This window comes from Nonomuraea fastidiosa, assembly GCF_042751225.1.
Lineage (GTDB): Bacteria > Actinomycetota > Actinomycetes > Streptosporangiales > Streptosporangiaceae > Nonomuraea > Nonomuraea fastidiosa.
In genome coordinates, this window is record NZ_CP170570.1 from 7,457,841 (window position 1) to 7,483,877 (window position 26,037).

The 26,037-nt window shown below is 72.5% G+C and carries 23 protein-coding genes and 1 pseudogene; 6 read left to right on the forward strand and 18 right to left on the reverse strand.

The features are described 5' to 3' along the window. Positions 1 to 94: 94 nt before the first annotated feature. Complete coding sequence (locus ACFMQL_RS34210; protein ID WP_378788904.1) at positions 95 to 2,314, reverse strand: ATP-dependent RecD-like DNA helicase; 2,220 nt, start codon at positions 2,312 to 2,314, stop codon at positions 95 to 97. A gap of 290 nt (positions 2,315 to 2,604) precedes the next feature. Between ACFMQL_RS34210 and ACFMQL_RS34215 the strand changes: the two genes are divergently transcribed. Next, positions 2,605 to 3,936 (forward strand): serine hydrolase domain-containing protein, encoded by a 1,332-nt coding sequence (locus ACFMQL_RS34215; RefSeq protein ID WP_364051319.1) that lies wholly within the window; start codon positions 2,605 to 2,607, stop codon positions 3,934 to 3,936. On the opposite strand, the gene ACFMQL_RS34220 is transcribed toward ACFMQL_RS34215, so the two are convergent. From ACFMQL_RS34220 to ACFMQL_RS34235, 4 genes are all read right to left on the reverse strand, one after another. Further along, positions 3,933 to 4,724 carry a LysR family transcriptional regulator substrate-binding protein gene (locus tag ACFMQL_RS34220; RefSeq protein WP_378788905.1) on the reverse strand — a complete coding sequence of 264 codons (792 nt, stop codon included), beginning with the start codon at positions 4,722 to 4,724 and terminating at the stop codon, positions 3,933 to 3,935. The genes ACFMQL_RS34215 and ACFMQL_RS34220 overlap by 4 nt on opposite strands. Before the next feature lie 26 nt (positions 4,725 to 4,750). Then, positions 4,751 to 6,073 (reverse strand): Fic family protein, encoded by a 1,323-nt coding sequence (locus ACFMQL_RS34225; RefSeq protein WP_378788906.1) that lies wholly within the window; start codon positions 6,071 to 6,073, stop codon positions 4,751 to 4,753. Positions 6,074 to 6,163: 90 nt separating this feature from the next. After that, complete coding sequence (locus tag ACFMQL_RS34230) at positions 6,164 to 6,589, reverse strand: SRPBCC family protein (RefSeq protein ID WP_378788908.1); 426 nt, start codon at positions 6,587 to 6,589, stop codon at positions 6,164 to 6,166. A gap of 37 nt (positions 6,590 to 6,626) precedes the next feature. Continuing rightward, positions 6,627 to 7,262: a TetR family transcriptional regulator gene (locus tag ACFMQL_RS34235; protein ID WP_364051307.1), complete on the reverse strand. Its 636-nt coding sequence runs from the start codon at positions 7,260 to 7,262 to the stop codon at positions 6,627 to 6,629. Between the two features lie 104 nt (positions 7,263 to 7,366). Between ACFMQL_RS34235 and ACFMQL_RS34240 the strand changes: the two genes are divergently transcribed. Beyond that, positions 7,367 to 8,149 carry an SDR family oxidoreductase gene (locus ACFMQL_RS34240; protein WP_378788909.1) on the forward strand — a complete coding sequence of 261 codons (783 nt, stop codon included), beginning with the start codon at positions 7,367 to 7,369 and terminating at the stop codon, positions 8,147 to 8,149. Positions 8,150 to 8,158: 9 nt separating this feature from the next. On the opposite strand, the gene ACFMQL_RS34245 is transcribed toward ACFMQL_RS34240, so the two are convergent. Further along, positions 8,159 to 8,734, reverse strand: coding sequence for a dihydrofolate reductase family protein (locus tag ACFMQL_RS34245; RefSeq protein WP_378788910.1), 576 nt, complete (start codon positions 8,732 to 8,734; stop codon positions 8,159 to 8,161). Positions 8,735 to 9,020: 286 nt separating this feature from the next. Then, the gene (locus ACFMQL_RS34250; protein WP_378788911.1) at positions 9,021 to 9,569 is read right to left on the reverse strand and encodes a TetR/AcrR family transcriptional regulator; all 549 of its coding nucleotides are present in this window, start codon (positions 9,567 to 9,569) and stop codon (positions 9,021 to 9,023) included. Positions 9,570 to 9,691: 122 nt separating this feature from the next. Between ACFMQL_RS34250 and mca the strand changes: the two genes are divergently transcribed. Then, positions 9,692 to 10,414, forward strand: coding sequence for a mycothiol conjugate amidase Mca (mca, locus tag ACFMQL_RS34255; RefSeq protein WP_378788913.1), 723 nt, complete (start codon positions 9,692 to 9,694; stop codon positions 10,412 to 10,414). Positions 10,415 to 10,416: 2 nt separating this feature from the next. Here the strand turns inward: mca and ACFMQL_RS34260 are convergent, their stop codons facing one another. The 5 genes from ACFMQL_RS34260 to ACFMQL_RS34280 all read right to left on the reverse strand — a co-directional run bounded on the left by ACFMQL_RS34260 (position 10,417) and on the right by ACFMQL_RS34280 (position 16,452). Next, on the reverse strand, positions 10,417 to 11,337 hold the full coding sequence (locus tag ACFMQL_RS34260) for a hypothetical protein (RefSeq protein ID WP_378788915.1): 921 nt from the start codon (positions 11,335 to 11,337) through the stop codon (positions 10,417 to 10,419). Positions 11,338 to 11,360: 23 nt separating this feature from the next. Then, entirely contained in the window at positions 11,361 to 13,964 is a 2,604-nt protein-coding gene (locus tag ACFMQL_RS34265; RefSeq protein ID WP_378788916.1) for a DUF6493 family protein, read from the reverse strand. 148 nt (positions 13,965 to 14,112) lie between these two features. Beyond that, positions 14,113 to 14,757: a response regulator transcription factor gene (locus ACFMQL_RS34270; protein WP_364051286.1), complete on the reverse strand. Its 645-nt coding sequence runs from the start codon at positions 14,755 to 14,757 to the stop codon at positions 14,113 to 14,115. Next, complete coding sequence (locus tag ACFMQL_RS34275) at positions 14,748 to 15,851, reverse strand: sensor histidine kinase (protein ID WP_378788918.1); 1,104 nt, start codon at positions 15,849 to 15,851, stop codon at positions 14,748 to 14,750. Before ACFMQL_RS34275 ends, ACFMQL_RS34270 begins: the two co-directional genes overlap by 10 nt. Beyond that, entirely contained in the window at positions 15,835 to 16,452 is a 618-nt protein-coding gene (locus tag ACFMQL_RS34280) for a DedA family protein (protein ID WP_364051280.1), read from the reverse strand. The genes ACFMQL_RS34275 and ACFMQL_RS34280 overlap by 17 nt, the downstream gene beginning before the upstream one ends. A 102-nt stretch (positions 16,453 to 16,554) precedes the next feature. Here ACFMQL_RS34280 and ACFMQL_RS34285 point away from each other — a divergent pair, with 102 nt between their 5' ends. Beyond that, positions 16,555 to 19,299, forward strand: coding sequence for an SNF2-related protein (locus ACFMQL_RS34285; protein ID WP_378788920.1), 2,745 nt, complete (start codon positions 16,555 to 16,557; stop codon positions 19,297 to 19,299). A 443-nt stretch (positions 19,300 to 19,742) separates the two neighbouring features. Beyond that, positions 19,743 to 19,868, forward strand: a pseudogene (locus ACFMQL_RS34290) (SWIM zinc finger family protein); the annotation flags it as partial. Between the two features lie 12 nt (positions 19,869 to 19,880). Here ACFMQL_RS34290 and ACFMQL_RS34295 read toward each other — a convergent pair. Further along, entirely contained in the window at positions 19,881 to 20,261 is a 381-nt protein-coding gene (locus tag ACFMQL_RS34295) for a hypothetical protein (protein WP_378788922.1), read from the reverse strand. On the opposite strand from ACFMQL_RS34295, the gene ACFMQL_RS34300 reads away from it, so the two are divergent. Beyond that, on the forward strand, positions 20,240 to 21,583 hold the full coding sequence (locus ACFMQL_RS34300) for a hypothetical protein (RefSeq protein WP_378788924.1): 1,344 nt from the start codon (positions 20,240 to 20,242) through the stop codon (positions 21,581 to 21,583). The genes ACFMQL_RS34295 and ACFMQL_RS34300 overlap by 22 nt on opposite strands. Positions 21,584 to 21,727: 144 nt before the next feature. On the opposite strand, the gene ACFMQL_RS34305 is transcribed toward ACFMQL_RS34300, so the two are convergent. From ACFMQL_RS34305 to ACFMQL_RS34325, 5 genes are read right to left on the reverse strand one after another with little or no spacing between them, the layout of a single operon-like run. Continuing rightward, positions 21,728 to 22,078, reverse strand: coding sequence for a metalloregulator ArsR/SmtB family transcription factor (locus tag ACFMQL_RS34305; RefSeq protein WP_364051265.1), 351 nt, complete (start codon positions 22,076 to 22,078; stop codon positions 21,728 to 21,730). A 40-nt stretch (positions 22,079 to 22,118) separates the two neighbouring features. Beyond that, complete coding sequence (locus ACFMQL_RS34310) at positions 22,119 to 22,730, reverse strand: energy-coupling factor transporter transmembrane protein EcfT (protein ID WP_364051262.1); 612 nt, start codon at positions 22,728 to 22,730, stop codon at positions 22,119 to 22,121. Further along, positions 22,727 to 23,401 (reverse strand): ABC transporter ATP-binding protein, encoded by a 675-nt coding sequence (locus ACFMQL_RS34315; RefSeq protein WP_364051259.1) that lies wholly within the window; start codon positions 23,399 to 23,401, stop codon positions 22,727 to 22,729. Before ACFMQL_RS34315 ends, ACFMQL_RS34310 begins: the two co-directional genes overlap by 4 nt. 3 nt (positions 23,402 to 23,404) lie before the next feature. Further along, on the reverse strand, positions 23,405 to 24,535 hold the full coding sequence (locus ACFMQL_RS34320) for a thiolase family protein (protein ID WP_378788927.1): 1,131 nt from the start codon (positions 24,533 to 24,535) through the stop codon (positions 23,405 to 23,407). 1 nt (position 24,536) lies between these two features. Next, a complete protein-coding gene (locus ACFMQL_RS34325) occupies positions 24,537 to 26,033 on the reverse strand; it encodes a class I adenylate-forming enzyme family protein (protein WP_378788929.1) in 1,497 nt (498 codons plus the stop codon). Positions 26,034 to 26,037 lie beyond the last annotated feature (4 nt).

Sequence of the window (26,037 nt, forward strand, 5' to 3'; positions counted from 1 at the left end):
TCTCCCCAACGGTGCCCTCAAGGGCACGTCAAGAACCCTAATGCTTACGCATATAAGACGCCGAATCGTTTGGGAGAGTTCGATCACATTTCCATTACTTGTGGGGGGCGGCCAGGCGGTGGGTGAGCCCGGTGTGGCGGCGACCGGCCCCTTTGGTGCGGACGGCCTGGGCCAGCGCCCGGCGCGAGCCGACGATGACGACGAGCTTCTTGGCGCGGGTGATGGCGGTGTAGAGGAGGTTGCGCTGCAGCATCATCCAGGCGCTGGTGGCCAGCGGGATCACCACGGCGGGGTATTCGCTGCCCTGGGAGCGGTGGATGGAGACGGCGTAGGCGTGGGCGAGCTCGTCGAGCTCGTCGAAGGCGTAGTCGACGGACTCGTCCTCGTCGGTGAGGACGGTGAGCTTGTGCTCGTCGGGGCGGATGTCGGTGACGATGCCGACCGTGCCGTTGAACACCCCCGCCGCGCCCTTGTCGTAGTTGTTGCGCAGCTGGGTGACCTTGTCGCCGATGCGGAAGACGCGGCCGCCGTAGCGGCGTTCGGGCATGTTCTCCCGTGCCGGGGTCAGCGCCTCCTGCAGGGCGGCGTTGAGGTTGCCCGCGCCGGCGGCGCCGCGGTGCATGGGCGCCAGGACCTGCACGTCGCGGCGGGGGTCCAGGCCGAAGCGGCGCGGGATGCGGCGGGCGACGACGTCGACGGTGAGGGCGGCGATCTCCTCCGGCTCCTCGCAGGGGAACAGGAAGAAGTCCTTCATGCCCTCCAGGACGGGGTGGCGGCCGGTGTTGACGCGGTGGGCGTTGACGACGACGCCGGACTCCTGGGCCTGGCGGAAGATCTGCGTCAGGCGCACGCGCGGGATGCCGGGGGCGGCCAGCAGGTCTTTGAGCACTTCGCCGGCGCCGACCGACGGCAGCTGGTCGACATCGCCGACGAACAGCAGGTGCGCGCCGGGCGCGACGGCCTTGACGAGCTTGTTGGCCAGCAGCAGGTCCAGCATCGACGCCTCGTCCACCACGACCAGGTCGGCGTCGAGGGGGTTGTCGCGGTCGAAGGTGGGATCGCCGCCGGGGCGCAGCTGCAGCAGCCGGTGGACGGTGGTGGCCTCGTGCCCGGTCAGCTCGGCCAGGCGCTTGGCGGCCCGGCCGGTGGGGGCGGCCAGGATGACCTTGGCGCGTTTGGCGCGGGCCAGCAGCACGATCGAGCGTACAGTGAAGCTCTTGCCGCAGCCGGGGCCGCCGGTCAGCACGGCGACCTTGTGCGTCAGCGCCAGGCGGACGGCCTGGCGCTGCTCGGGGGCCAGCTCGGCGCCGGTCTGGCCGTGCAGCCAGCGCTCGGCGCGCTCCCAGTCGACGTCGGTGAAGCTCTTGAGCCGGTCGTGGCTGTTGTGCAGCAGGCCGAGCAGGCTCGCCGCCAGGGAGGCTTCGGCGCGCTGGAAGGGCGGCAGGTAGACGGCCGGGACGTGGTTGTCGCCCGCGGGGACCTCCTCGCGGATGACGCCCTCGTCGGCCACCAGCTCCTCCAGGCAGGCGGTGACGAGGTCGGGCGGCACGTCGAGGATCTTGACGGCGTCGGCGACGAGGTTGGGGGCGGGCAGGTAGCAGTGGCCGTCGTCGGCGGCCTGCGACAGGGTGTAGCGCAGCCCGGCCTTGACGCGTTCGGGGCTGTCGTGGGGGATGCCGACGGCCTGGGCGATGGTGTCGGCGGTCTTGAAGCCGATGCCCCACACGTCGTCGGCCAGCTTGTACGGCTGGGTGCGCACGACGTTGATGGAGCCTTCGCCGTACTGCTTGAAGATGCGCACCGCGATGGAGGTGGACACGCCGACCCCCTGCAGGAAGATCATCACCTCTTTGATGATCTTCTGTTCCTCCCAGGCGGCGGCGATCATCTTGGTGCGCTTGGGGCCGAGGCCGGGCACCTCGATCAGGCGTTCGGGATGCTGCTCGATGATGTCGAGGGTGTCGGTGCCGAAGTGGTCGACGATGCGCTCGGCCATCTTGGGGCCGATGCCCTTGATCAACCCGGAGCCGAGGTAGCGGCGGATGCCCTGCACGGTGGCCGGCAGGACGGTGGTGTAGGACCACACCTCGAACTGGCGGCCGTAGCGGGGGTGGGAGGTCCAGCGTCCGCGCAGCCGCAGCGACTCGCCGACCTGCGCGCCGAGCAGCGGGCCGACGACGGTCAGCAGGTCGGGGCCGGTGCGGTCGGTGGCGACCCGGGCGATGGTGTAGCCGGTCTCCTCGTTGGCGTAGGTGATGCGTTCGAGGACCGCCTCCAGCGTCGCACCGACCGGCCCGTTGTCGCCAGGCTTCACGCGCCAACCCTCCTCCGCCTGCTTGTCGGTGGCAAGAGTAGAGGAACGGGCCGACGAGAGTGATCGCCGCGGCGGGGACGGGCTCGTCCGGCCGCCGCCTGCGGCCCCTGATCGGCACCTGATGCGGCGCGCCGCTTCCCGGCCGGGGGCGGCGCGCTCGCTTCATGCGCCGAGGCGGGGAACAGGCCGTTGACGAGGGCGCGCAGGCCGGCGTCGTCCGCCTCATCCTCGACACCTTCGATCGCGCTCCCTCCCGCTGAGCGCGCGATCAGCGACTACCCTTGTGGCTCATGAGTCAGGTGGGACAGACGACGGCCCGCGCCCTGCTGCGCAGGCTGGCCGTCGAGCAGGCCGAATGCAGGATGCCGTCGCTGACGGCGGCGATCGTCCGCGACGGGCGGACGGCGTGGTTCGGCGGCAGAGGCCGCGTCGGCGACCACGAGCCGACGCCGGCCACCCAATACCGAATCGGGTCGATCACCAAGAGCATGGTCGCCGTCGTCGTCATGCGGCTGCGCGATGAGGGCCTGCTCGACCTCAACGACCCCCTCGAGCGGCACCTGCCCGGCACCAAGGTCGGCCACCTCACCATCGCCCAGCTGATGTCGCACACCGCGGGCCTGACCGCCGAGCCGCCCACCGAATGGTGGGAGCGCACCCCGGGCATCCCCGTCCACGACCTGATCGACCGGCTCGACGACAAGGAGCTCAAGCACCGGCCGGGCCGCCGCTTCCACTACTCCAACGTCGGGTTCGCGCTGCTCGGCGAGCTGGTGGGCCGCCTGCGCGGCACGACCTGGCTCAAGGCGCTGCGCGCCGAGGTGCTCGACCCGCTCGGCATGCACGACACCACCGCGCGCCCCCGCCCGCCGCACGCCACCGGCTATGCGGTGCATCCCTTCGCCGACGTGGTGCTGGCCGAGCCCGAGCACGACGCCGACGCCATGGGCCCGGCCGGGCAGCTGTGGTCCACCCCGCACGACCTGGCCCGCTGGGCCGCCTTCCTGTGCGGCCACACCGGCGGCGTGCTGTCGCAGGACACCCTGGCCGAGATGCGCGAGCCGGCCGGCGTCGACGACGGCGACACCTGGACCTCCGGCTTCGGGCTCGGCCTGCAGCTGTCGCGCTCGCGCGGCCGCCGCCTGTCCGGCCACACCGGCTCCATGCCCGGCTTCCTGGCCACCGTGTGGACCGACCCGGCCGACGACGTCGGCGTGCTGTTCATGGCCAACACCACCACCGGCATGAGCGGCACCCTCACCGACGACCTGCTCGACATCCTGCACGAGTTCGAGCCGCGCATGCCCGACGAGTGGCGGCCCGTCCCCGCCGACCCCGAGCTGCTCGCCCTCACCGGGCTGTGGCACTGGGGCCCCAAGCCGTACGTGCTGCGCCTGCTGCCCGAGCGCCGCCTGTCGCTGGAGCCGGTCGGCGGCGCCGGGCGGGCCTCACGGTTCGTGCCGCAGGACGACGGCACCTGGCTCGGCCTGGACGGCTACTACGCCGGCGAGACGCTGCGCGTGGCGCCCGACCACCTCAACCTCAACACCTTCATCTTCACCCGCGAGCCGTACGACCCGGGCGCGCCCGTGCCCGGCGGCGCCGGCGACTGGCACGCCTAAGAGCCGTCCTCAGAGGCGTCCTCGCCCGCCAGCATCGCGGCCACCTGGGCGGCCGGGCCGGGCGGCAGCGCGCCGTGCAGCAGCTCCACCCGGTGCACCAGGCGCGGCTCGGCCAGCCGCACGCCCGTGCACGGCCCCGCCGGCCGGGCAGAGGCGGGCAGCAGGGTCAGCCCGTGCCCGGCGGCCACCAGGGTGAGCACGGTGTGCACGTCGCCGCCGTCATAGGCCACGGCGGCGCGAAAGCCGTCGCCGGCCAGCTCGCGCAGCCGCTCCAGCGGGCACAGCGGGCTCTGCAGCCAGCGTGCGTCGATCAGGTCGGCAAGGCGCAGCGCCGTCCGGCGGGCCAGCGGGTGGCCGGGCGGCAGCATGACCAGCAGGTCCTCCTCGCTGACGCCGGTGGCCGTCATGGGGCCGGTCTCGGGCAGGCGCACCGGGTCGCTGGGCGCGGTGATGCCGTCGGCCAGAGCCAGGTCCGCCTCGCCGCCGGCGACCGCGGCGGCCACCTCCTGGTGCCCGCAGGTGCGCAGATGCACATCCAGGCGGGGCAGACGCTCCCGCGCGGTGGCCAGGCGGCCTGCCAGGGTGGCGTTGATCGCCAGCGGGGTGGCGGCCAGCCGCAGCAGGTGGCCGGGCTCGGCGGCGGCGCGCCGTACGTCGGCGCGGGCCGCGCGGTCGAGCTGCCCGGCCACCCGTTCTTCGTCGGCGTGATGTTCCAGCCGGAGCTGGCCGGCGACGGGCGGCGCCCGCACCCGGTGATCTCGGCGTTCGCCGCCGCCGTCGCCCGCCACGCCGTCACGGCGAGGACCTGACGAGGTCAGCGGGAGGCTTCGCGTCTGGTCGAGGCCAGGTGGACGTTGATGGAGCGGGTGAGGGTCAGCGGATCCTCAGGGTCGTCGGCCTGGAAGCTCACGCGCCGGAGCAGGCCGACCCTATCGAGCCCGACGCCCTCGCGGGCCAGGACGAAGACGAGGGCGAGGAACGCGGCGCGCGCGTTGCCGTCGTCGAAGGGGTGGAAGAAGCACACGTCGAGGTAGGCGCGTGCCGCGCGGGCGGTCAGGAACAGCGGCCGCTCGCGGTCGTACGCGCTCTCGGCCAGGCAGGCGTCCAGCCGGGCACGCGTGCCGGGAGCGATGCCATAGCGCTCCCTGCCCCCTTTGGCGAAGGCCGGCGAGCGGCGGAACGGCGGCGGCTGCGGCGTGCCCAGGACGTGCTGCTGCCAGGACTGTAACCGCTCAAAGGTGAGGTCGGCGCCGCGCGTGGCGTCCGCGCGGGCCAGCTCCAGGGCGGCCAGCAGGCCGTCGGCGCGGGCGAGGTCGATGGCGCCGTCGAAGAGGCGGATGTCGTCCGCGGCGCCGTCACGGGACGGGGTCACCGGGCCGCCTTCGCCGCCGTCCGAGGCGTCGTGCCAGGGCACGGACGCGCGGATCTCCAGCCAGCGTTCGAGGTGGTCGGGTTCGGAGCGAGGCGGGGCGGTGTCCCAGTGCAGGGTCTGGGCGAGGCGTTCGGCGACGTCGTCGACCAGCACCAGATCGGGGCCGGTCCAGCTGCGGAATCGCCCGCCGATCGCTTCGGCGACCAGGGTCTCCGCGACGCCGGCCTGCACCTGCCAGCGCTGCAGGAACCACGACAGCACCTGCCCGCAGTGGCCGTACCAGCCGCTGCCGCCGCCGGTGCGGTCGACGACCTGCCAGATCAGGTTGCGCGCGGCGCGCTCCCACAGGATCCGCTGGTCGTCGATGGAGGCCGGATCCAGCGGGTACGCCTCGAACCAGCCGGCCAGGCTCTCCAGCCACGCCCGCCACTCGCGCAACGCCTCGGCGACCCGGGCGATCGTCTCCTCCGGCGTGCCGATCGAGCCTCGCGGGCAGCACCAGGCGCCGACCGGGCCGCCGTCGAAGTCCCCTTCGTCGTGGGACCATCGCCAGCCCAGCACCCAGCGGCCGTAGTGCTCGGCGAGGGCGTATGACATGGCGTCCGCCCACAGGTCGTCCGCGTGCCTTGCGGCGTTCGGGCCGGGCACGCGGCGAGCCGGTCCGAGTGAGGCCACCACCTGCGCGGCCGAGGAGGGATCGAACGGATGGCGGGCGGGGTCCACCTCATCCCACGTCAGGTAGCCGGGATGCAGATCGCTGATCACGACTCCAACCTGCCACGCCGGCCTGCCGGCCGGTCATGGGCGTTCGCGCCCGGCGGAGCGGCTTTTTGAAACGCCCGGCCGGTGCCGCGTTCAGCCTGTGGCGGCCAGGGCTGCCAGCTTGCGCAGCGAGTGGCGCGCCACGGCGGTCACCAGCGGCCGCAGCAGCGGCCAGGCCGCCTGCCCCAGCACCCCCAGGGGCAGGTACAGCTCCTCGGCCCACACCACCCGGCTGCCTCCGGGCACGGCGCGTAGGCGGATGGCGCCCCGCCCGCGCACCAGGCGGCCGGTGTGGGTGACGCGCAGCAGCGACGGCGGCTCCCAGTGGGTGATCGTCATCGTGTCGAGGAAGCCGAACGGCCGCGCCCCCGTGTAGGCCTCCAGGCCGTCATCGCCCACCCGCCGGGCGGTGGTCATGAACATCCACTCCTGATGCCGCGGCCAGTCGGTGATCAGCGTGAACACCTGCTCGGGCGGCGCCGCCACGTGCCCGGCGACGGCGGTGTAGACGGGTCTCACCCTCGCGCACTCCCCTTCAGCTGGACGAAGCCGCCACCTACCCGCCGGCGGCCGCCTGACTCTCGCGCCGGTCAGGAGTTCGCAGGCGGGCGGTGGTGAGGAGCCGGGCCGTGTCGATGACGTACTGGCGGCGGCGCGCGTACGCGGCCTGCTCGTCGTCCTCGTCCAGGACGGCCCTGCACATGCCGGGCACGGCGAAGTTCCAGGCGATGAGCCCCATGAGCGTGAACAGCAGGTCCTGGCCGGCGCGTACGCACGAGGGGTGGTCGGAGGCCGGCACCATGCCGCTGTCGGTCAGCAAGCGCACCTTGTCGCGGAAGGTCTCCCGCCGCTCGGCCTCGCCGATGAAGCAGTCACCGGCCTCCAGCGCCTCCCACAGCAGCAGCCTGATCAGCTCGGGATGCTCCCGGTACCAGTCGAACATCTGCCCGACCGACTCGGCGATCGCGTCCGGGTCGATCGTCACCGTGCAGCTGATCTCCTCGAGCTTGGCCCGTACGACGGCGGCGAACAGCTTCTCCTTGCTGCCGAAGTAGAGGTAGATGGCCTGCTTGTTGGCCTGGGCCTCCTCGGCGATGCGGGCGACCCGCGCGCCGGCCAGGCCGTATCGGGCGAACTCTGCCGTCGCCGCCTCGAAGATGCGTCGTCTGGTGTCGTCCGCGTCGTAGGCCATGCGTCAAATTAAACCATCCGGTTGACTCTGGCGTCGCCGGCGTGCAGGATCGGGCCCAAGGACAAAAACATCCAGTTGGTTTATTTCGAAGGGGCATCATCCTCATGACCACCCCCATTCCCGTCCGCACGCCGCTGCCCGCATCGCTGGCCGGCTCCACCGTGCTGCTGCTGGGCGGCAGCTCCGGCATCGGCCTGGCCGCCGGCACCCTGCTGCGCCAGGTCGGCGCCCGCGTCGTGCTGGTCGGCCGCGACCCCGAGCGGCTGAAGGCCGCCGCCGGCCACGTACGCGCCGCCGCGCCGAGCGGCGAGGACGACGTGCTCACCGCGGCCGGCGATGCCGGCGACGAGCGCACGCTGGACCAGGCGTTCGAGCGGGCCGGCGAGGTGCAGCACGTCTACTCCACCGCGGGCGGCATCGGCGGCGCCGGCCTGCTGAAAGACCTGACCTCTGAAAGCATCCGCGAGACCCTCGCACAGGCGGCGTGGCGGCCCTTCGCCATCGCCCGTGCCGCCGCCGCCCGCCTGCCGGCCGGCGGCTCGCTCACCTTCAGCTCCGGCATCCTCGTGGAGCGGCCCATGCCCGGCATGTCCGCCCCGCTGACGGCCGCGGGCAGCGTGGAGATCCTCACCAAGGCCCTGGCGGTCGAGCTCGCCCCCTCGCGGGTGCGCGTCAACACCATTCGCTACGGCCGCATCGACACCCCGCTGCTGCGCTCGCTGCCCGGCCTGGACTCCGACGAGGGCGTCGCCGCCGCCGGTGCAGACGCCCCGCTCGGCCGCGTCGGCACGGCCCAGGAGGCCGCCGCCGCGGCGCTGTTCTGCATGGCCAATAACTACGTCACCGGCCAGATCATCACCGTCGACGGCGGCGAGAGCCTGGCCTGAGCCCGCCCGTCAGTGCAACGTGGGGCGGTAGACGAGCTCCTGGATACGGCCGTCGAGCGTCCGGCTCTCCAGCAGCTCCAGATCGAAGTCCGCCGCGCCCTTGAAGATCGGGGCCGCTCCCGTACGTCCCGTGATCACCGGGAAGATCGTCACCTGCACCCGGTCCACCAGGCCCGCCGCCATCAGGGCCCGGTTCATCGCCAGGCTGCCGTGCGAGCGCAGCGGCACCTTCGACTGCTCCTTCAGCCGCGCCACCACCTCCACCGCATCGCCCCTCTCGACGGTCGCGCCCGGCCAGTCGAGCGGCTCGGTGAGCGTGTTGGAGATCACGGTGGCCGGCAGGTTCCGCATGCGGGTCACCCACGGGTCGCGCACGTCCGCCTCCGCGCCGGCGTCGGCCAGCATCCGCACGAAGTCGCGGAACGTGGTGGCGCCGAAGACCATGCGCTGCTCCTCGCTGTAGCAGGCAAGCCGGTGCTGAAGCAGCTCGGGGCCCTGCTTGCCCCAGTAGCCCGTCCAGTCGCCGGTCGCCGAGCCGAAGCCGTCGAGGCTGGCGAAGACGTCGAAGGTGTAGGTGACGGTCACGGCGCTCTCCTCGCGTACGGGCGATCGGGTTCGTCCTTACAGACCGGGCATCGGCCCGGAACTCATCGCCGCCGGCGCGATCGATTGTTCACCCGTTCCTGCGTGATCGCCCAGGTCATCGGCAGGACATTCACCGGACATCGCCGCCGGCGACGCTCGCGCGGCCGCGTATCGGAGATCTCCCATGAGGATGCGCGACACCCTCATCGGCTCGCCCGCTGACCGCCGGATCGGGGCGCGCGCGGGCGGCTTCGCCTGAGCGTTCCCCGGCGTCAGCGCTGCGGGCTCAGCCCGGCCACGGCCAGCGCGAACAGGCGCTCGGCCGCCCCCTGGGGTCGGGGTGGTGCTCGGTGGCCAGCGCGATGCCGACCACCAGCGTGACCAGGTCGGCGACGGTGACCTCGCCGGAGACCGCGCCGTCCTCGACGGCCCGGCGCAGGAGCGGGTCGCCGGCCTCCACTATGCGGACTGAGCAGGCGTTCTGGTGCGCCGCCTCGGTCTCGGCGTCGTAGGTGAGGACGTTGGCGAGCCCCCGGGCGGTCACGCAGTAGGCCAGCAGGTCGCCCAGCCATTCCAGCAGGGCGGCCCGGCTGTCGTCCTTGCCGGCCAGCTCGCGGGCGCGCTCGCACAGGGCGTCGATGCGCCGGTGGGAGACCGCCTCCAGCAGGGCGCGGCGGGTCGGGAAGTGGCGGCGCACGGTGGCCGAGCCGACCCCGGCGACGCGGGCGATCTGCTCCAGCGAGGCGTTCGCGCCGTGGGCGGCGACCTCCTGCTCGGCCACGGCGAGGATCCGCGCATGGTTGCGCCGGGCGTCCGCGCGCTGGCGCTCGGGCATCGCGTCATCACCCCCTCGGTAAACGGCGGGCCCCGCCGTTTTTGGTCGGCAGAGGAGAGTCGTGTCCGCATCCACCGCACCCGTCCTGGTCACCGGCGTCACCGGCAGGCAGGGTCGGCGACGTGCTCAACCCTGCCATGGACAAACCCGGCGTACGGGAGAACCTTCCTGAGATCCGGCGCGCCGAGATGGCCGCCGCCCGCGAGATCCTCGGCGTGCGGCAGCGGTTCCTCGGCTACGTCGACTCCGGCCTGCCCGGCCCCGGCGAGCCGCTGCCCGACGACTGCTTCGCCCGCACGCCCGTCGAGCAGGCGGCCGGGCGGCTGGTGGCGCTCATCCGCTCCTTCCGCCCGCACGTGATCATCACCTACGACGAGACCGGCGGCTACCCGCACCCCGACCACGTGCACACCCACCGGGTGACGGTGGCCGCCTTCGACGCGGCAGGCGACGCCGCCTCCTACCCCGAGGCGGGCGCGCCGTGGCAGCCGAGCAAGCTCTACTACCACGGCGCGCTGTCCAAGGCGTGGTTCCAGACCATGCACGACGCCCTGACCGCACGCGGTCTCGACTCCCCCATGGCGGGCGTCCTGGCCGAGTTCCCCGCCGACGCGCCCGAGCCGGCGTTCACCACCCGCGTGCCCTGCGCCGAGCACTTCGCCACCCGGGACCGGGCGCTGCTCGCGCACGCCACCCAGATCGATCCGGCAGGAGGGTTCATGCTCCACGACCGCGACGTCGAACGCGAGGTCTGGCCCACCGAGGACTACCACCTGGCCCGCAGCCACGTGGAGGTCACGCTGCCGGAGGACGACCTGTTCGCCGGGCTGCGCCCCGCGGGCTGACGTCAGAACCCGATCAGCTCGGGCGGGTCCGCGGCCTGGCTCAGCACCTGCGGAACGGCCGCCCGCAGCGTGGCCATCTGGGCGGCGTCCAGGTCGAGGGCGACCTCGAAGACGGTCTCGGTCTGCAGGTCGTCGGCGGCCCACGCCGGCAGCTCCAGCCGCAGCGTCGCTTTGTCGAGGGTCAGCGACCGCACGGGTTCGCCGAGGGCTTCGTCGGGGTCCAGCCGCGCTCCGTCGGCGATCCCGAACGGGTGACGGACCAGCCAGTACTCATCGCCGAAGGCGACCACCACGAGCCTCTCCTCCTCGGGATCGCCCGGCCGTGTCTCCAGGTAGAGGTACCGCAGGCCGGGCGGCGGCTCGGCCTGCTCATCCAGCCGGACGGCGCGGGCTGTCATGCCCGTGGCCGGGGTGTAGGACACCTCGCCGGTGATCGGCGGCTGGTGGTGGGTCAGGACGGTGCGCCAATCGGCGAGGGGGATGCCCGGCGGCCTGAGCCGGCTGGACACCACCGAGGCGGGCGGGCTCAGCGGCGCGGCCGTGGGCAGCGCCGCCACCAGCCAGCCGGGCGGCTCGTGCCGGTGGAACACCGTCATCTCCCCCAGCGCCCCCAGCGGATCGACCTGCGCGAACGGCATCTCCTCGCCGTCGGTGCGGCAGACGTAGCCGCGGCTGTCGGCGGACAGCTCCAGCTCGCAGGTGAACCAGGTGCCCTCGCCCTCCCGGTACGACATCTCGCGCAGCCGCTCGAACGGCTCGTCCAGGCCGTCGACCGCGAGCGGCCGGCCGTCGCACGTGACGGTCGTCTCCCCGACCGCGCCCACCTGGGCCCGTCGTACGGTCATGCGGGAGGCGTCCGGTCCGGCGGCGGCGCGCACCAGGTCGGCGATGTGCAGGCGCACGCCGTGTGCCTCGCCCTTCATCGGCTGTGACCTGTGGTGACCCATCATGCTCGGCCTTCCTTCGCGGCATCGGTGACGGCCCCGGCGCTCCCGTGCCCGCCGGGCGAGGTCAACAGGGTGTGCAGGCCGCGCAGCTCGCGCAGCAGCGCGCTGCTCCCCTTGCGGGAGGCCAGGTCGCGCACCTGCGGGATCTCCCCGCGCGCCCCGCACCATCCGGCGACCCTGGCGGCCAGCGCGACGAAGCCGGCGAGCCCGTTGCGCGGCCGCTGCCCCGGCGCGGGCAGCAGCACGGGCAGCGCCGCCGCCGCGATCGACCACACCTGTGCGTGCGCGCCGCGCTCGGCGGCCTCGCCCAAGGCGGCCACCATGTCGCCCATCCGCGCCTTGCGGCTCTTGAGCATGAGCCCGACCTGCCTGCCGAGCTCCCCGGCCGGCAGCTCGCCGCGCGCGGCCACCTCCAGCAGCACCTCCACCGCCTCCGGCCGCTGCCGGGCATCGCCCAGCAGCCGCGCAAGCACCACCGCGAACGACTCGCCCACCGGCCCTTCGGCCCGCGCCAGCGACCGCGCGTACTGCGCGTACAGCGTCCACTCGTCCGTGCCCCGCAGCAGGCCGCGGGTGAGGTGCGCCGCGGCCACCTCGCGGTGTGAGGGCAGCATGGCGGGCCACCAGTCGAGGTGATGTGCCAGGACGTGGTGCTCGAACCGGCGGAACATCAGGTCCACCAGCGGCAGTCCCGTGCGCACGCGACGGCGGACGAAGGTCATCAGCTCGACGGGGTGGTCGTGGCCGCAGCAGTCGACGTTCACCTCGAGATCCCGATTGCCGCTATACCACCGCAGCGTCAGCTCGGGCTCAGGATGCCGCCAGCCGGCCAGGATGCGCCCCGCCGCCGACGTCAGGCGACCGGCATCGGGAAGCTCGCCCGGCGGCAGCCGCAGCAGCGCTTGCTGCAGGTCGGCGGCCAGCGGCTTGACGCCCGCCGCCTCCAGCACCTCCATGCGGCGCACCAGCTCGTCGGCGGCCACGTGCCCGGTGTCGTGCGTGGGCGTGGCCAGCAGCAGCGGCGGCAGCGTGCCCTCCTCCAGCGCGCGCAGGATCTCGGCCGCGCGGTACAGCACCAGCAGCTGCGGGGTGGGCAGCTCCGCCACCGGCATCGCCGTACGCCACACCTGCGCGTCAGGCGCCTGGTCGGTGAGGTGGTCGGCCAGGCCCTGGAACCAGCGGTCCACGGAGGTCCAGTTGGCGGCCCGGGGACCCGACTTCCACATGGGGGTCCTGATCGTGGCCAGCGCCGCCGCCAGCGCGTCGCGGTCGTGGTAGGCGAGCGTGACGAACCCGGCCAGCAGCCGCTCCCAGGTCTGCCACGAGTGCAGATGGCTGTCCGACCACAGCTCCACCAGCTCGCCGGGTTCGGCGGGCGGCGGCTCGAAGGGCCGGGCGCGCTCGGGCGCGGCGGGCAGCGGCGGCAGGTGGACCGGCTCGGCCTCGGCGACCGTGCCGCCGCCGAACGCGTCCGCCACCCGGGCGCCCGGCTCGGGCGGCAGCAGTCCGATCGCCTGACGTATCGTCTCGCGGCCCTGCTCGTCCATGCCGGGCGCGCAGGCCAGCGCCAGCTCGGCCGCCTTCTCCTGCAGCTCGGCGAAGCCGGCCCCGAACGCCCTGGCCAGCGGCGCCGCCGCCACGACCGCCAGCTCGGGCGCGCGGCGCACCTCCGCACGCAGCCACGACAGCCCGGCCCGCACCAGCTTGCGCTCGGGGCGGAACAGTAAGGACTCCCATGCCTCGGCCAGGTCGCCGGCGGTCAGCGCCGGGCAGCCGCGCAGCCGCTTGGCGGCCGCCTCGGCGACCGTGCCCGGGGCGGCGGGCAGCAGCGGCAGGTAGTCGCGGGCGCGGGGCTCGACCTCGGCCGGCTGCGGGTCGAGCGCTTCGTGCAGGCGTACGAAGAAGCGCAGCTCGACCGGGGTGCCGCCGAGCAGGAACCGCCGCAGGCAGCCGTCGAGGAGATCGGCCCGCCGCACCCGCCCGCTCCCGGCGAGCCGCAGCAGCGCGCCCAGCAACCCCCGATCGGGGTCGGTGTCCCACTGCAGGACCCGCCCCACGCCCTGCGCCTCGAACAGCCGGGGCAGCAGGTGGCCGAGCAGCGGATCATCGGCCAGGCCCTCCGGCGGCTGCGCGGCCCAGCCGGCCACCAGCGCGTCGTTGCGCGGCGGCTCGATGCCGGTCTGGCGCAGCAGCTCCAGCGCCAGCCGCATGCCGCGGTCGTCGGCGGCGCGCAGCCGCCGCGCCAGCCGTTCGGCCAGGTCGGCCCGCCAGGCGGCGGGACGGCCGGCGAGCACGGCGAGGATGAGGTCGACGTCGTCGTCGGGGCCGGCCCACTGCGGCGCGAACGAGCGCCGATACAGCCACGACGCGACGGCCGCCGCGCCGCCCAGGGTGGCCGCGCCCGCCACCCGCAGCACGGGACCGAAGCCGGCCAGGCCGCCGGAGTCCCACCCGCTGTGGACGGCCGGCAGCTCCTTCAGCACCTCCGGCAGCATCGCCGCGACCCGCCTGCGTGACGGCCCGTCGAGCGCCATGACACGCTCGGCGAGCCGCTCGGCGTCGCGCCGCCGGATCAGCTTCCTGATCTCGTCCTCATGATCCATGTCAGGGCACGGTAACCGGCCATGCCGACATTTCGCGGACAGTTCGCCGGCACCCGTCCGGCGTTTTCGATCAACGTCGATGAGCCGGCCGTGCGCCTGCCCTTGATCATCAGCCCGATGGGCGCGCCGGGGAGGGTGACGGCTCAGGTCAGGACTTCAGGAAGTGGAGCACCGCCAGCACGCGCCGGCTGTATCCGGTGATGTGCGACAGGTCGAGCTTGTCGAACAGCGAGTTGACGTGCTTTTCCACCGCGCTCTGCGAGATGTGCAGCGCCTGGGCGATCGAGGCGTTGGTCAGGCCCTGGGCCATGAGCTCCAGCACCTCGCGCTCGCGGGCGGTCAGCTTCGCCAGCGGGTCGCGCCGGGTGGTGCGGGCCAGCAGCTGGCGCACCACCTCGGGGTCGAAGGCGGCGCCGCCCGCGCCCACGCGCTCCAGGGCGTCGAGGAAGTCGCCGACCTGGCCGACGCGGTCCTTCAGCAGGTAGCCGACCCCTTCGACGTCGGAGCTCATCAGCTCGGTCGCGTAGCGCTTCTCCACGTACTGCGACAGCACCAGCACCTTCACCTGCGGCCGGCGCCTGCGGATCTCCAGCGCCGCCCGCAGGCCCTCGTCGGTGTGGGTGGGCGGCATGCGCACGTCGACCACCACGATGTCGGGCTCGTGCCGCTCCACGGCCTCGATGAGCGCCTCGCCGTCGCTGACGGCGGCCGGCACCTCGTGGCCCTCCTCCAGCAGCAGCCGTACCAGGCCCTCGCGCAGCAGCGTGGAGTCCTCGGCCAGGATCACCCGCACGGCAGCACCGCCGTGACCGTGGTGGGGCCGCCCGCGGGGCTGTCGACCTCGAACCGGCCGTCCAGCGCCGCCACCCGCCTGGCCAGCCCGGACAGGCCGCCGCCCGACGGCCGCGCGCCGCCGACGCCGTCGTCACGCACGCGTACGAGCACCGCCGCCCCCTCCTTGTGCACCTCGACCGTGATGGCCGCCGCCCCTGAGTGCTTGGCGGCGTTCGTCACCGCCTCGCACACCACGAAGTACGCCGCCGTCTCCACCGCCATCGGGGGACGTTCGGGCAGCCGGCAATCTACCGTGACCGGGACGCTCGAGCGCTCCGCGACCCCGGCGAGCGCCTCGCCGAGCCCGAGCGAGTCCAGCCCGCTCGGGTAGACGCGCCAGGCCACCTCGCGCAGCTCGGCCAGCGCCTGCTGCGCCTCCTGGTGTGCCTGCTGCAGCAGCTCGGGGCGGCCGCGCAGGGAGCGGCCGATGAGCATCGACAGCGCTACCAGGCGTTGCTGCAGCCCGTCGTGCAGGTCGCGTTCGATGCGGCGCCGCTCGGAGTCGACCGCGGCGACGATGCCGGCCCGGCTCTCGGCCAGCTCGTCGATGCGGCGCCGCAGCTTCTCGGTCGGGTCCGGGCCGAGCATGCGGACGGCCAGCCGGCGTTCCAGCGCGTGCACGCCCGCCACCCCCGACAGGTCCAGGAACAGCAGGACGAACCCGCTGATCGTCAGGTACGCCACCAGCGGCGCCGTCGGCCGCATGCCGTCGTACGGCTCGCCCATGCTCCAGGCCAGCAGCAGCCGTGTCACCATCACCGCGCCGATCGCCAGCAGCGCGATCACCAGGCCGCCGAGCACCCCGATGGGCAGCCGCGCCGCCAGGTAGCGCAGGGCGCGATCGCCGCGCTCGTCGCCGAGCGCGTCCAGCTCGGAGGTCTGCAGGCGCAGGCGGCGCGCCTCCAGCCGGGCCAGGCGGCGGCCGGTCGCGCGGACGTTCGGATGGCTCAGGAACGGCAGCGCCACGATGAGGAAGAGGAGTTCGAACAGTGCGGTCAGACCGCCCGCCGTGACCGCGCCGGTCACCCGCAGGCCCTCAGCGACGGCTCGCATGCCTGCCCTTGCGCCGCTCGGCCAGCCGGACGCCGATGAACACCAGGATCGCCACCACCACGATGGCGATCACCACGTTGGTGGCGATGCCGACGTACGTCTCGACGAGGTGCCAGTTCTCCCCCAGCACGTAGCCGGCCATGACGAAGATCGTGTTCCAGATGAGGCTGCCCGCCGCGGTGAGCAGCGTGAACGTGAGCACCGGCATGCGCTCGACACCGGCCGGGATGGAGATCAGGCTGCGAAAAATGGGGATCATCCGGCCGAAGAAGACGGTCATGCGGCCGTGCCGCTGGAAGAACGCCTCGGTCTTCTCGATGTCGGAGGTCTTGACCAGGGGGAGCTTCGCTGCGATGGCCAGCGTGCGCTCGCGGCCCAGCAGGGCTCCCACGCCGTACAGCGCGAGCGCGCCGATCACCGAGCCCAGGGTGGTCCAGATGATCACGTCGAGCAGCTGCATCTCGCCCTGGCTCGCGGTGAAACCCGACAGCGGCAGGATCACCTCGCTCGGCAGGGGCGGAAAGAGATTCTCCAGCGCGACGGCGAGGCCCGCCCCGGGCGCTCCGAGGCGGTCCATGAGTCCTACCAGCCAGTCAGTCATGCGATCCAGGCTATGGATGATCGGAACGCGTGCGGAATGAGGCCGATGCCCGTTCGCTACTGCGGTAAACCCCACCCCCCACGTACCGTACACTGTACGGCCGTGAGCTCTCAGACGGATCTGGCCCGGTACCCTGCGGTCTTCCAGCCCGGCGACCCGCCACGAAGCGGGCACATCGCCTTCCTCACCCCAGAGGGGGACAGTGTGCTGACCGTAGCGGAAGAACGTGACGGCGGCGTGGCCACCCGATCCGTCCCCGCCACGTTCGTGCCCGTCGGGCAGGCCGTCGCCGCCCTGGCCAGAGCCCGCAAAGACCCCCACGCTCACCCAGCGGCGCGCTTCTGGGGCGCCGCCGCGCTCATCGCGCTGCAGCTCGTCACCCGGGGCCGCATCCTGCCCGGCGTATCCCCCGGCGAGCACGACTCCTGGCGGGCCGGGCCGCTGGACGCCGACGACGCCCGCCGCGTACGCGAGCTGGCCGCCGCCATGCCCGCCGCCGCCCGCGCCGTACCGCTCTCTCTGGACGGCACCCCGCACGCCGCCGGTGATGCGCTGCTGCCTGACGCCGAGCCGCTGCTGCGGGCCTTCCTCGACGCCGTCGCCGACGCCATGCCGCGCTCGCCCGGCGCCGTACGCGCCACCGGACAGACCGCCTACGCCGCCATGAACCCCGTCAAGGTGCCCCACCTGCGCGGCTGGGCCGAGGAGGTCTCATCAGGGCTGGACGCGGGCCTGCGGCTGTCGCTGCGCATCGAGGCCGACGACCTGGCCGGCGATCAGGACGGCGCCGAGCTCCGCGCCGTCGCCCAGCTGCACAGCCTCGCCGACCCCGCGCTCGTCGTGGACGCCGCCGACCTGTGGCGCGGCCGCGACCCCGGCTTCGGCCCGCGCGCCAGGATCGAGGCCACCCTCGCCGTACGCCGGGCCGCCCGCGCCTGGCCCCGCCTGCAGGAACTGCTCGACAGCGCCGTGCCCGACGAGCTCGCGCTGTCCGACGGCGACGTGGAGGAGCTGCTGGCCGGGGCCGCCGACCGGCTGGCCGCCGCGGGCGTGGACGTGCACTGGCCGCGATCCCTCGTCCGCGGCCTCACCGCCCGTGCCGTCGTCGGCGACCGCGACCCGGCGCCGTCCGACCTGCCCTCCTTCCTCGGCGGCAACCACCTGGCGAGCTTCGACTGGCAGCTCGCGCTCGGCGGGCAGCGCCTGACCGCCGAGGAGATGGACCGGCTCGCCGAAGCGCACCGCCCCGTCGTACGGCTGCGCGACCAGTGGGTGCTCATCGACCCCGACCTGGCGCGCAAGGCCCGGCAGCGCGAGCTCAAGCCGCTGACCGGCATCGAAGCGCTCGCCGCCGCGCTCACCGGAACGGTCGAGGCCGAGGGCGAGCAGGTGCCCGTCGAGCCCACCGCCTGGCTCGACGAGCTGCGCCGCCGCCTGGGCGAACCCGCCGACGTGCCGCCGCCGCCCGGCCTGGCCGCCACCCTGCGCGACTACCAGCTCTCCGGGCTGCGCTGGCTGGCCAGGATGACCTCGCTCGGTCTCGGCGCCTGCCTGGCCGACGACATGGGCCTCGGCAAGACCGTCACGCTCATCGCCCTGCACCTGCACCATGCGGCCGGGCCGACGCTGGTCGTCTGCCCGGCCTCGCTGCTGGGCAACTGGGAGCGGGAGATCGCCCGCTTCGCGCCCGGCGTCCCGGTACGCCGCTACCACGGAGGCAACAGAACGCTCGCCGACGAGGGGTTCGTGCTCACCACGTACGCCACCATGCGCCTCGACGCCGACCGCCTGGCCGCGCACACCTGGGGCATGGTGGTCGCCGACGAGGCCCAGCACGTCAAGAACCCCGCGTCCGGCACCGCCAAGGCGCTGCGCGAGATCCCCGCCGCCGCCCGCGTCGCCCTGACCGGCACCCCCGTCGAGAACAATCTGTCGGAGCTGTGGGCCATCCTCGACTGGACCACTCCCGGCCTGCTCGGACCGCTCGCCCGCTTCCGCGCCCGCTGGGCCAGGCCGGTCGAGTCCGGCGACACCGAGGCGGCGGAACGCCTGTCGCGGCTGGTCGGGCCGTTCCTGCTGCGCCGCCGCAAGAGCGACCCCGGCATCGCGCCCGAGCTGCCGCCCAAGACCGAGACCGACCGCCCCGTGCCGCTCACCACCGAGCAGGCCGGCCTGTACGAGGCCGTCGTCCGCGAGATCATGGGCCGGATCGCCGACGCGCGCGGCACGGCCAGGCGCGGGCTCATCGTCAAGCTGCTCACCGGGCTCAAGCAGATCTGCAACCACCCCGCCCAGTACCTGCACGAGAGCGACCCGCGCCTGCCCGGCCGCTCCGGCAAGCTGGAGCTGCTCGACGAGCTGATCGACACCATCGTCGCCGAGGACGGCTCCGTGCTCGTCTTCACCCAGTACGTCGCCATGGCCCGCCTCCTTGACAGGCACCTCACCGGGCGCGGGATCGCCACCCAGCTCCTGCACGGCGGCACGCCGGTCGCCCGCCGCGAGGAGATGGTGCGGCGCTTCCAGGACGGCGAGGCCCCCGTCTTCCTGCTGTCGCTCAAGGCCGCGGGCACCGGCCTGAACCTCACCCGCGCCGACCACGTCATCCACTACGACCGCTGGTGGAACCCGGCCGTCGAGGACCAGGCGACCGACCGCGCGTACCGGATCGGCCAGACCAGGCCCGTCCAGGTGCACCGGCTCATCGCCGAGGGCACCATCGAGGACCGCATCGCCACGATGCTGGCCGCCAAGCGCTCCCTCGCCGAGGCGGTGCTCGCCTCCGGCGAGGCCGCCTTCACCGAGCTGACCGACGCCGAACTCGCCGCCCTGGTCGAACTCCGATGACCCGGCCGACCGCCCTCGGCCCGGCTCGCTGCCTCGATCCCTCGCCGGCCGCCCCGGGGCCGGTTCGCGTCGAAGCCCCCGTTGACCGTCCTGAAGTCCCGCATGAGCGTCCTGGAGCCCCGATGACCCCCGCCCGCGGCTTCCCCGCCTTCCCCCGCCAGCGCGCCGGCGCCCGCTTCGCCACCTCCTGGTGGGGCCGCGCCTGGATCCAGGCCATGGAGGACACCTCGCTCGACGCCGGCCTGCTGCGCAAGGGCCGCGCCTACGCCAAGACCGGGCAGCTCGGCCCGATCACCGTCAGCCCCGGCAGGCTCGCCGCCGTCGCCGAGAACGACTACGACGTGGTCGTGAGCGTCGAGCAGCTCACCGATGCCGAGTGGGAACGCTTCCTCGACCAGGTCGCCGCCAAGGCCGGCCACATCGCCGCGCTGCTCGACGGCGACATGCCGCACGACCTGGTGGAGGCGGCGCAGGACGCCGCCGTGCCGCTGCTGCCCTCCGTCGGCGACCTGGAGCCCGAGTGCTCCTGCCCCGACTGGGGTCACCCCTGCGTGCACGCCGCCGCCCTGTGCTACCAGGCGTCATGGCTGCTGGACGCCGACCCGTTCGTGCTGCTGCTCCTGCGCGGGCGCGGCGAGCGCGAGCTGGTCGAGGCGCTGCAGAATCGCGACGTGCCCGCCGCCGCGGGCCCGCCCGGGGCCGGTGGCGGTCCGGCGGGCTCGGAGGGCGCGGACGCGACCGGTGGCGTCCTGAGGCCGTCCGGGACGCCCGCGAGCGTGGCGTTCGCGGCGGGGGTGCCGCCGCTGCCCGAGCCGCCGCCGTACGACGTCGCCTTCACCCCGCCCGCCCTCGACCCGGCGCCCGGCGTGGACGTGGCCGCCCTGCAGGTGCTGGCCGCCTCGGCGTCCGCCCGGGCGCGCGAGCTGCTGCTGCACGACCGGTGGCCGGAGCTGACCGAGCACGAGGACCACGTACGGCTGATCGCCGAGCACATCGGCGACGAAGGCGCCGACGACGGGCCGGCAGTGGCCGCCTGGCGGCACGGCGGCGCCGAGGGCCTGGCCGTGCTCGAACGCCCCTGGACGCCGCCCCGCCAGGACCTGGCCAGAGCGCGCGCCCGGCTCGAAGCGGCCTGGGAGGGCCAGCACTCCACTCGGAAGGAAGAAAAAAAAAAGAAGAAAAGAAAGAAGAAAAAAAAGAAAGAAAGAAAGAAAGAAAGAAAGAAAGAAAGAAAGAAAGAAAGAAAGAAAGAAAAGAAAGAAAGGAAAGAAAGAAAGAAAGAAAGAAAGAAAGGAAAGGAAGGAAAGGAAAGAAAAAAAAAAAAAAGAAAGAAAGGAAAAGAAAAAAGAAAAGAAGGAGGAGGAAGAGGAAGAAGAAGAAGGGAGGAGGGGAGGAGGAGGAGGAAGAAGAAGAGGAGGAAGAAGAAGAGAAGAAGAAGAAGAAGAGGAAGAAGAAGAAGAAGAAGAAGAAGAAGGAGAAGAAGAAGAAGAAGAAGGAGGAGGAAGAAGAAGAAGAAGAAGAAGAAAAGAAGAAGAAGAAGAAGAAGAAGAAGAAGAAGAAGAAGAAGAAGAAGAAGAAGAAGAAGAAGAAGAAGGAGGAAGAAGAAGAGGAAGAAGAAGAAAAGAAAGAAGAAGAGAAAGAAGGAGAAAGAAGAGAAGAGAGAAGAAGAAGGAGAAGAAGAAGAAGAAGAAGGAAGAAGAAAGAGAAGAAGGAAGGAAGAAGAGAAGAGAGGAAGAAAGGAAGAAGAGAAGAAGGAGAAGAGAGAAGAAGGAAGAGAGAGAAAGAAGAAGGAGAGGAAGAAGAGAGAAGGAGGAAGGAAGGAAAGAAGGAGGAAGAAGAAGGAAGAAGAGAGAAGGAGGAAGAAGAAGGAGAGAGAAGAAGAAGAAGAGAGGAGGAAGAGAGAAGGAAGAGAGGAGAAGAAGAGAGAAGAAGGAGAAGAAGAAAGAGAGAGAAAGAAGAAGAGAGAAGAGAGAGAGAGAAGAAGGAAGGAAGAAGAAGGAGAAGAGAAGAAGAAAGAAGAGAAGAAGGAAGAAGAAGAAGGAAGGAAGGAAGAGAAGGAGAGAGAGAGAAGAGAGGAGAAGAAAGAGAGAAGAAAGAGGAAGAGAGAAGGAGAAGGAAGAAGAGAGAGAAGAGAGAAGAAGAAGAAGAAAGAGAAGAAAGAAAGAGAGAGAAAGAAAGAAGGAGAAAGAAAGAAAGAAAGAAGAAAAAGAGAAAAGAAGAAAAAAAAGAAAAAAAAAAAGAAGAAGAAGGAGGCCGAGCCGAAGGTCGCCGGAGACCGGCATGAACCAGCGGGCCAGCCGGTCGGCCTCGGTGCAGGCCGACCAGACGTCCTCGATCTCGGCGTCGTAGTGGCGGCGCAGCACCTGCACCTTGCGCTTGCCGTCGATCAGCTCGCGGTGCGCTTTGTTGATCTCTTCGACCATGTCCATCAGGACTCCTCCTTCTCATTGGTGATGCGGCGTTCGCGCTTGCCCCGGGCCAGCTCCGTGGCCAGCGCGTCCAGGCGCTGGTCCCAGAAAGCGCGAAAGCGCTCCAGCCAGGCGTCGATCTCCCGCAGCGGGCCGGGCTCGACGGCGTACAGGCGTCGGGTGCCCTCTGCCCGTACGCTGGCGAACCCGCTGTCGCGCAGCACCCGCAGGTGCTGGGAGACGGCGGGCTGGGAGATGCCGAACTCGCGCTGGATGACGGCGGTGACCTCGCCGGAGCTCTGCTCGCCGGTCGCCAGCAGCTCCAGGATCCGGCGGCGTACCGGATCGCCGAGGACGTCAAAGGCGTGCACCCACGAGAGTGTTTCAGGAAGAGCTTATATAAGTCAAGGCTTAATCTTCGTCGTCGAGCCCGCGAGCGCTCAGCGCCTCGCCGAGGGCGTCGGCGTACCGCAGAGAGCTGACCACCAGCGGCACCGCGAAGGCGCGCAGGCTGCGCTCGACGCCCCTGGCCCGCTGTGCCTCCCTGACCCGCGTGGCCAGCGAGGCCACCACCGGCACGCTGCGGATGGTCAGCGACAGCAGCAACGACAGACGGAACGGATCCAGCCCCACGAACCTGACCGGCGACAGCAGGCGTTCCAGCGCCGCCGTCATGTCCGACGACCTCGTGGTCACCGTCACCAGCCCGGCCAGCGCCACCGCCAGCACCACCCGCAGCGTCGTGGCCAGCGCCGCGTCCAGTCCCACGAGCACGAACTGCACGGCGAACAGCGCGAGCGCGAACCAGCGCACTGGCTTGATCTGCGCCCACGCCACCGCCGCGCCGACCCTGGCGAGCGCGTACAGACCCGCTGTCACGGCCGCCGCCCCGGCCAGCGCGAGCGGCGAGCTCAGCAGCACCAGCACCGTGCAGGCCAGTGCGAGCGCGGCCAGCTTGGCCCCGGCCGGCAGCCGGTGCAGCAGTGAGCTTCCGGGGACGTAGGAACCGGTCAGGCTGTTCACGCCATCAGCTTCCGGTAGTGGGCGATGGCCTCGGCGGGGGTGCCGTCGGCGGCGATGCGGCCCTCGTCGATCACCAGCACCCGGTCGAAGCCCGACAGCAGCGGCAGGTCGTGGGTGACCAGGAGCACCTGCTGCGGCATCTCCTCCAGCAGCTCCGCGACCTGGCGGGAGTGGCGCAGGTCGAGCAGCGTGGTGGGCTCGTCCATGACGATGATCTCCGGCTCCAGCACCATGACCGAGCAGAGCGCGAGCAGCTGCTTCTGCCCGCCCGACAGGTGGTGCGCGGGATGGTCGGCGTGATCGGCCAGGCCGTAGCGCTCCAGCACCTGGCGTACCCGCCGGTCCACCTCCTCGCGCGACAGGCCCTTGCGGCGCAGCGAGAACGCGACGTCCTCGGCCACCGTCGGCATGACGATCTGCGCGTCGGGATCGGTGAACAGAAAGCCGACACCGCGCCTGATCTTGGCGCCGTCGCGGCGGGTGTCCATGCCGAGCACCGTGACGCTGCCCGACGTCGGCAGCGCCAGGCCGTTGACCAGCCGGGCCAGCGTGCTCTTGCCCGAGCCGTTGGCGCCCACCACACCGACCCGGCGCTCGGGCAGCTCCGCGGTGATGCCGCGCAGCACGTCGCGGGTGCCCAGCCGGACGTGCACGTCCGCGAATTCGATCATGTCTCACACCACCTCGAACAGGGCGGCCACGCCGAGCCCGCCGCCGACCGCGGCCGCGGCCAGGCCGAGCGTGCCCTTGGGAGCCGCCGCACGGACGAGCCTGCTGAACAACCTGGTCACCACGACCGCCCCCGTCGCGCCCCACGGGTGCCCGAGCGCGAGCGCGCCGCCGTCGGGGCAGACCCGCTCGTCGTCCGCGCCGAGCGGGTCGAGCCCGAGCGCGTCGGTGACGGCCAGCACCTGGGCCGCGAACGCCTCCACGATCTCCACCGCCGCGATCGACTCCAGGCTTGTTCCGGTACGCGCGAGCACCCGCTCGATCGCGGGCACCGGCCCCCACCCGGGCAGCTCGGGATCGCACCCGGTCACCGCCCCGGCCAGAAGCCGCAGGCCGGGCAGGCCCGCCCGCACATGCTCGGGCACCACGGCCACGGCGGCGGCGCCGTCGCTGACCGGGGAGGAGTTCCCCGCCGTCACCGTGCCGCCCGGCACGAACGCGGCCGGCAGCCGGGCCAGCGACGCCGCGCGCAGCGGGCGCGGGCGCTGGTCGTCGCCGCGGCCTGCGACGGGCACGATCTCCTGGGCGAACCGACCCGCCGCGCGGGCGGCCAGGGCGCGGGCGTGGCTGCGGCAGGCGTAGGCGTCCTGGCGTTCGCGATCGATTTTCCTGGCCTGGGCCAGCGCCTCGGCGGCCGGGCCCATGTCGGGGTCGGGGGTGCCGTGGGGCGTGAACGGCGCCCGCTCGTACGGGGCGCCGGCCCCGCGGAACGTGCGCAGCGGCGCGGTCGAGGCGCTCTCCACGCCTCCGGCGATCACCAGGTCGGCCTCGCCCGCGCGTACCGCCTGACCGGCGAGCAGGATCGCGGCCAGCCCGCTGCCGCACTGCCGGTCCACCGTCACCCCGGGCACCTCGTGCCCGAGCCCGGCGGCCAGCGCGCAGACCCTGGCCAGGTTGCCGCCCGGGCCCATGCAGTTGCCCAGCATCACGTCATCGATCCGCCGTCCCGGCAGGTCGGCGGCGACGGCGGCGATCACGGGCGCGGCCAGGTGCTCGGCGGTCAGCTCCTTGTACGCGTGCCCGGCCGTGCCGATCGGGGTGCGCCTTGCGGCCACCACCACGGGGGTCAGGTCCATGTCACACCAGCCGCCTGATCGCCGGGTCGCCGTCCGCCAGCCGGGCCGCCACCTGCGCCCGCGCCGGCTTGCCCGTGGGCGTGCGGGGCAGGCCGGACATCGCGTACCAGCGGCGGGGCCGCTGCGCCCAGTCGAGCGCGGCGCGCGCGGCCTCCTCCAGCAGGGCGCGCGCGGGCGGCTCGCCGAACGGGCTCTCGATGACGGCGGTCACCACCGACTCCAGGGACGGGTGCGGCGTCCCGACCACCACGGCATCTGCCACGCCGGGCACCTTGCGCAGCACCTCCTCGACGTCCTCGGGCACGACGGTGGCCCCGCCGGTCTGGATCGCCCCGTCGCCGCGCCCGCGTACGCGCAGCCCGCCCTCCTTGTGGTAGGGCTCGGCCACATCGCCCACGCTCACCCAGCCGTCGCCGTCGCGCCGCAGCGGCCCGGCCGCCTCACCCAGGTAGCCCTCGGCCAGCCATGGCGAGCGCACCCACACCTCGCCCAGCGGCCCGTCGCCGCGCACCTCGATCTCCACTTCGGGAAAGGGACGCAGGCCGCTCCCGTCGGTGTCGGCGGCCACGAACGACAGCTCGGTGGCCCCGTAGTAGGCGACCACCCGCACCCCGGCCTTCTCCGCGGCCTGCCGGGCGCCGGGGGCGAGGGCCGCGCCACCGACCACGGCCACCCGCAGCGCTCCCGGCCGCTCCAGCACGTCCGGCAGCCGGTGCGGCACCAGGTGCACGACGGTCGCCTCGGCGAGGTGATCGGCCAGCGCGCCGCCGGGCCAGCGGCCGGGCAGCAGCGCCGTCGCGCCGGTGGCCAGGGTGTGCAGGGCGGCGAACGCGTACAGGGAGGAGACCAGCGGGCCGGGAATGAGCACGACGTCGTCGGGGCCGATGCCGGTCAGCGCGTTCAGGTGGGGGTACGAATCGGTCCAGGAGGCGCGAGTACGGACGATGGCGCGCGGCCGTCCCGTGCTGCCGGAGCTGAAGCAGGCCCAGGCGAGATCGCCTGGTTGGGCGCGGCGCGGCACATCGGGCCCGGCCGCGTACGGCAGGGGCGCGTCGATCAGCACCGCCACCGGCGGCGCGGCGGGCGTGCGCCGGTCGGCGGGTCGAGTCGCGTGCGGCGCCGGCTCGCCGGCGGGCACCGTCGCCGACGGCCCGGTGACCGCCGCTAGAGGGCCGGTGACGGCCGATAGAGAGCCGGTGGCCGCCGTCAGGGGGCCGGTGACCGCCGCCCACCGCGCGCGGTCCCAGGTGTGCTCGCCCACCAGCGGCGTCGCCCCGGCCAGGTCGGCGGCCAGCACGGCGACGAGCAGCTCCACCGGGTCGGCCAGACCGATCGCGGCCGTGGTGCCGGGCCCGGCCCCGGTCTCGGCCAGGTGCCTGGCGGCACCCTTGACCCGGTCGGCGAGCTGCGCGTACGTCAGCTCGCCACCGGGTCCGCGCACCGCGAGCCTGGAGGGGCGCTCGGCGGCGTGCGCCAGCACGTGTTCTGCTACGGGCATCGAG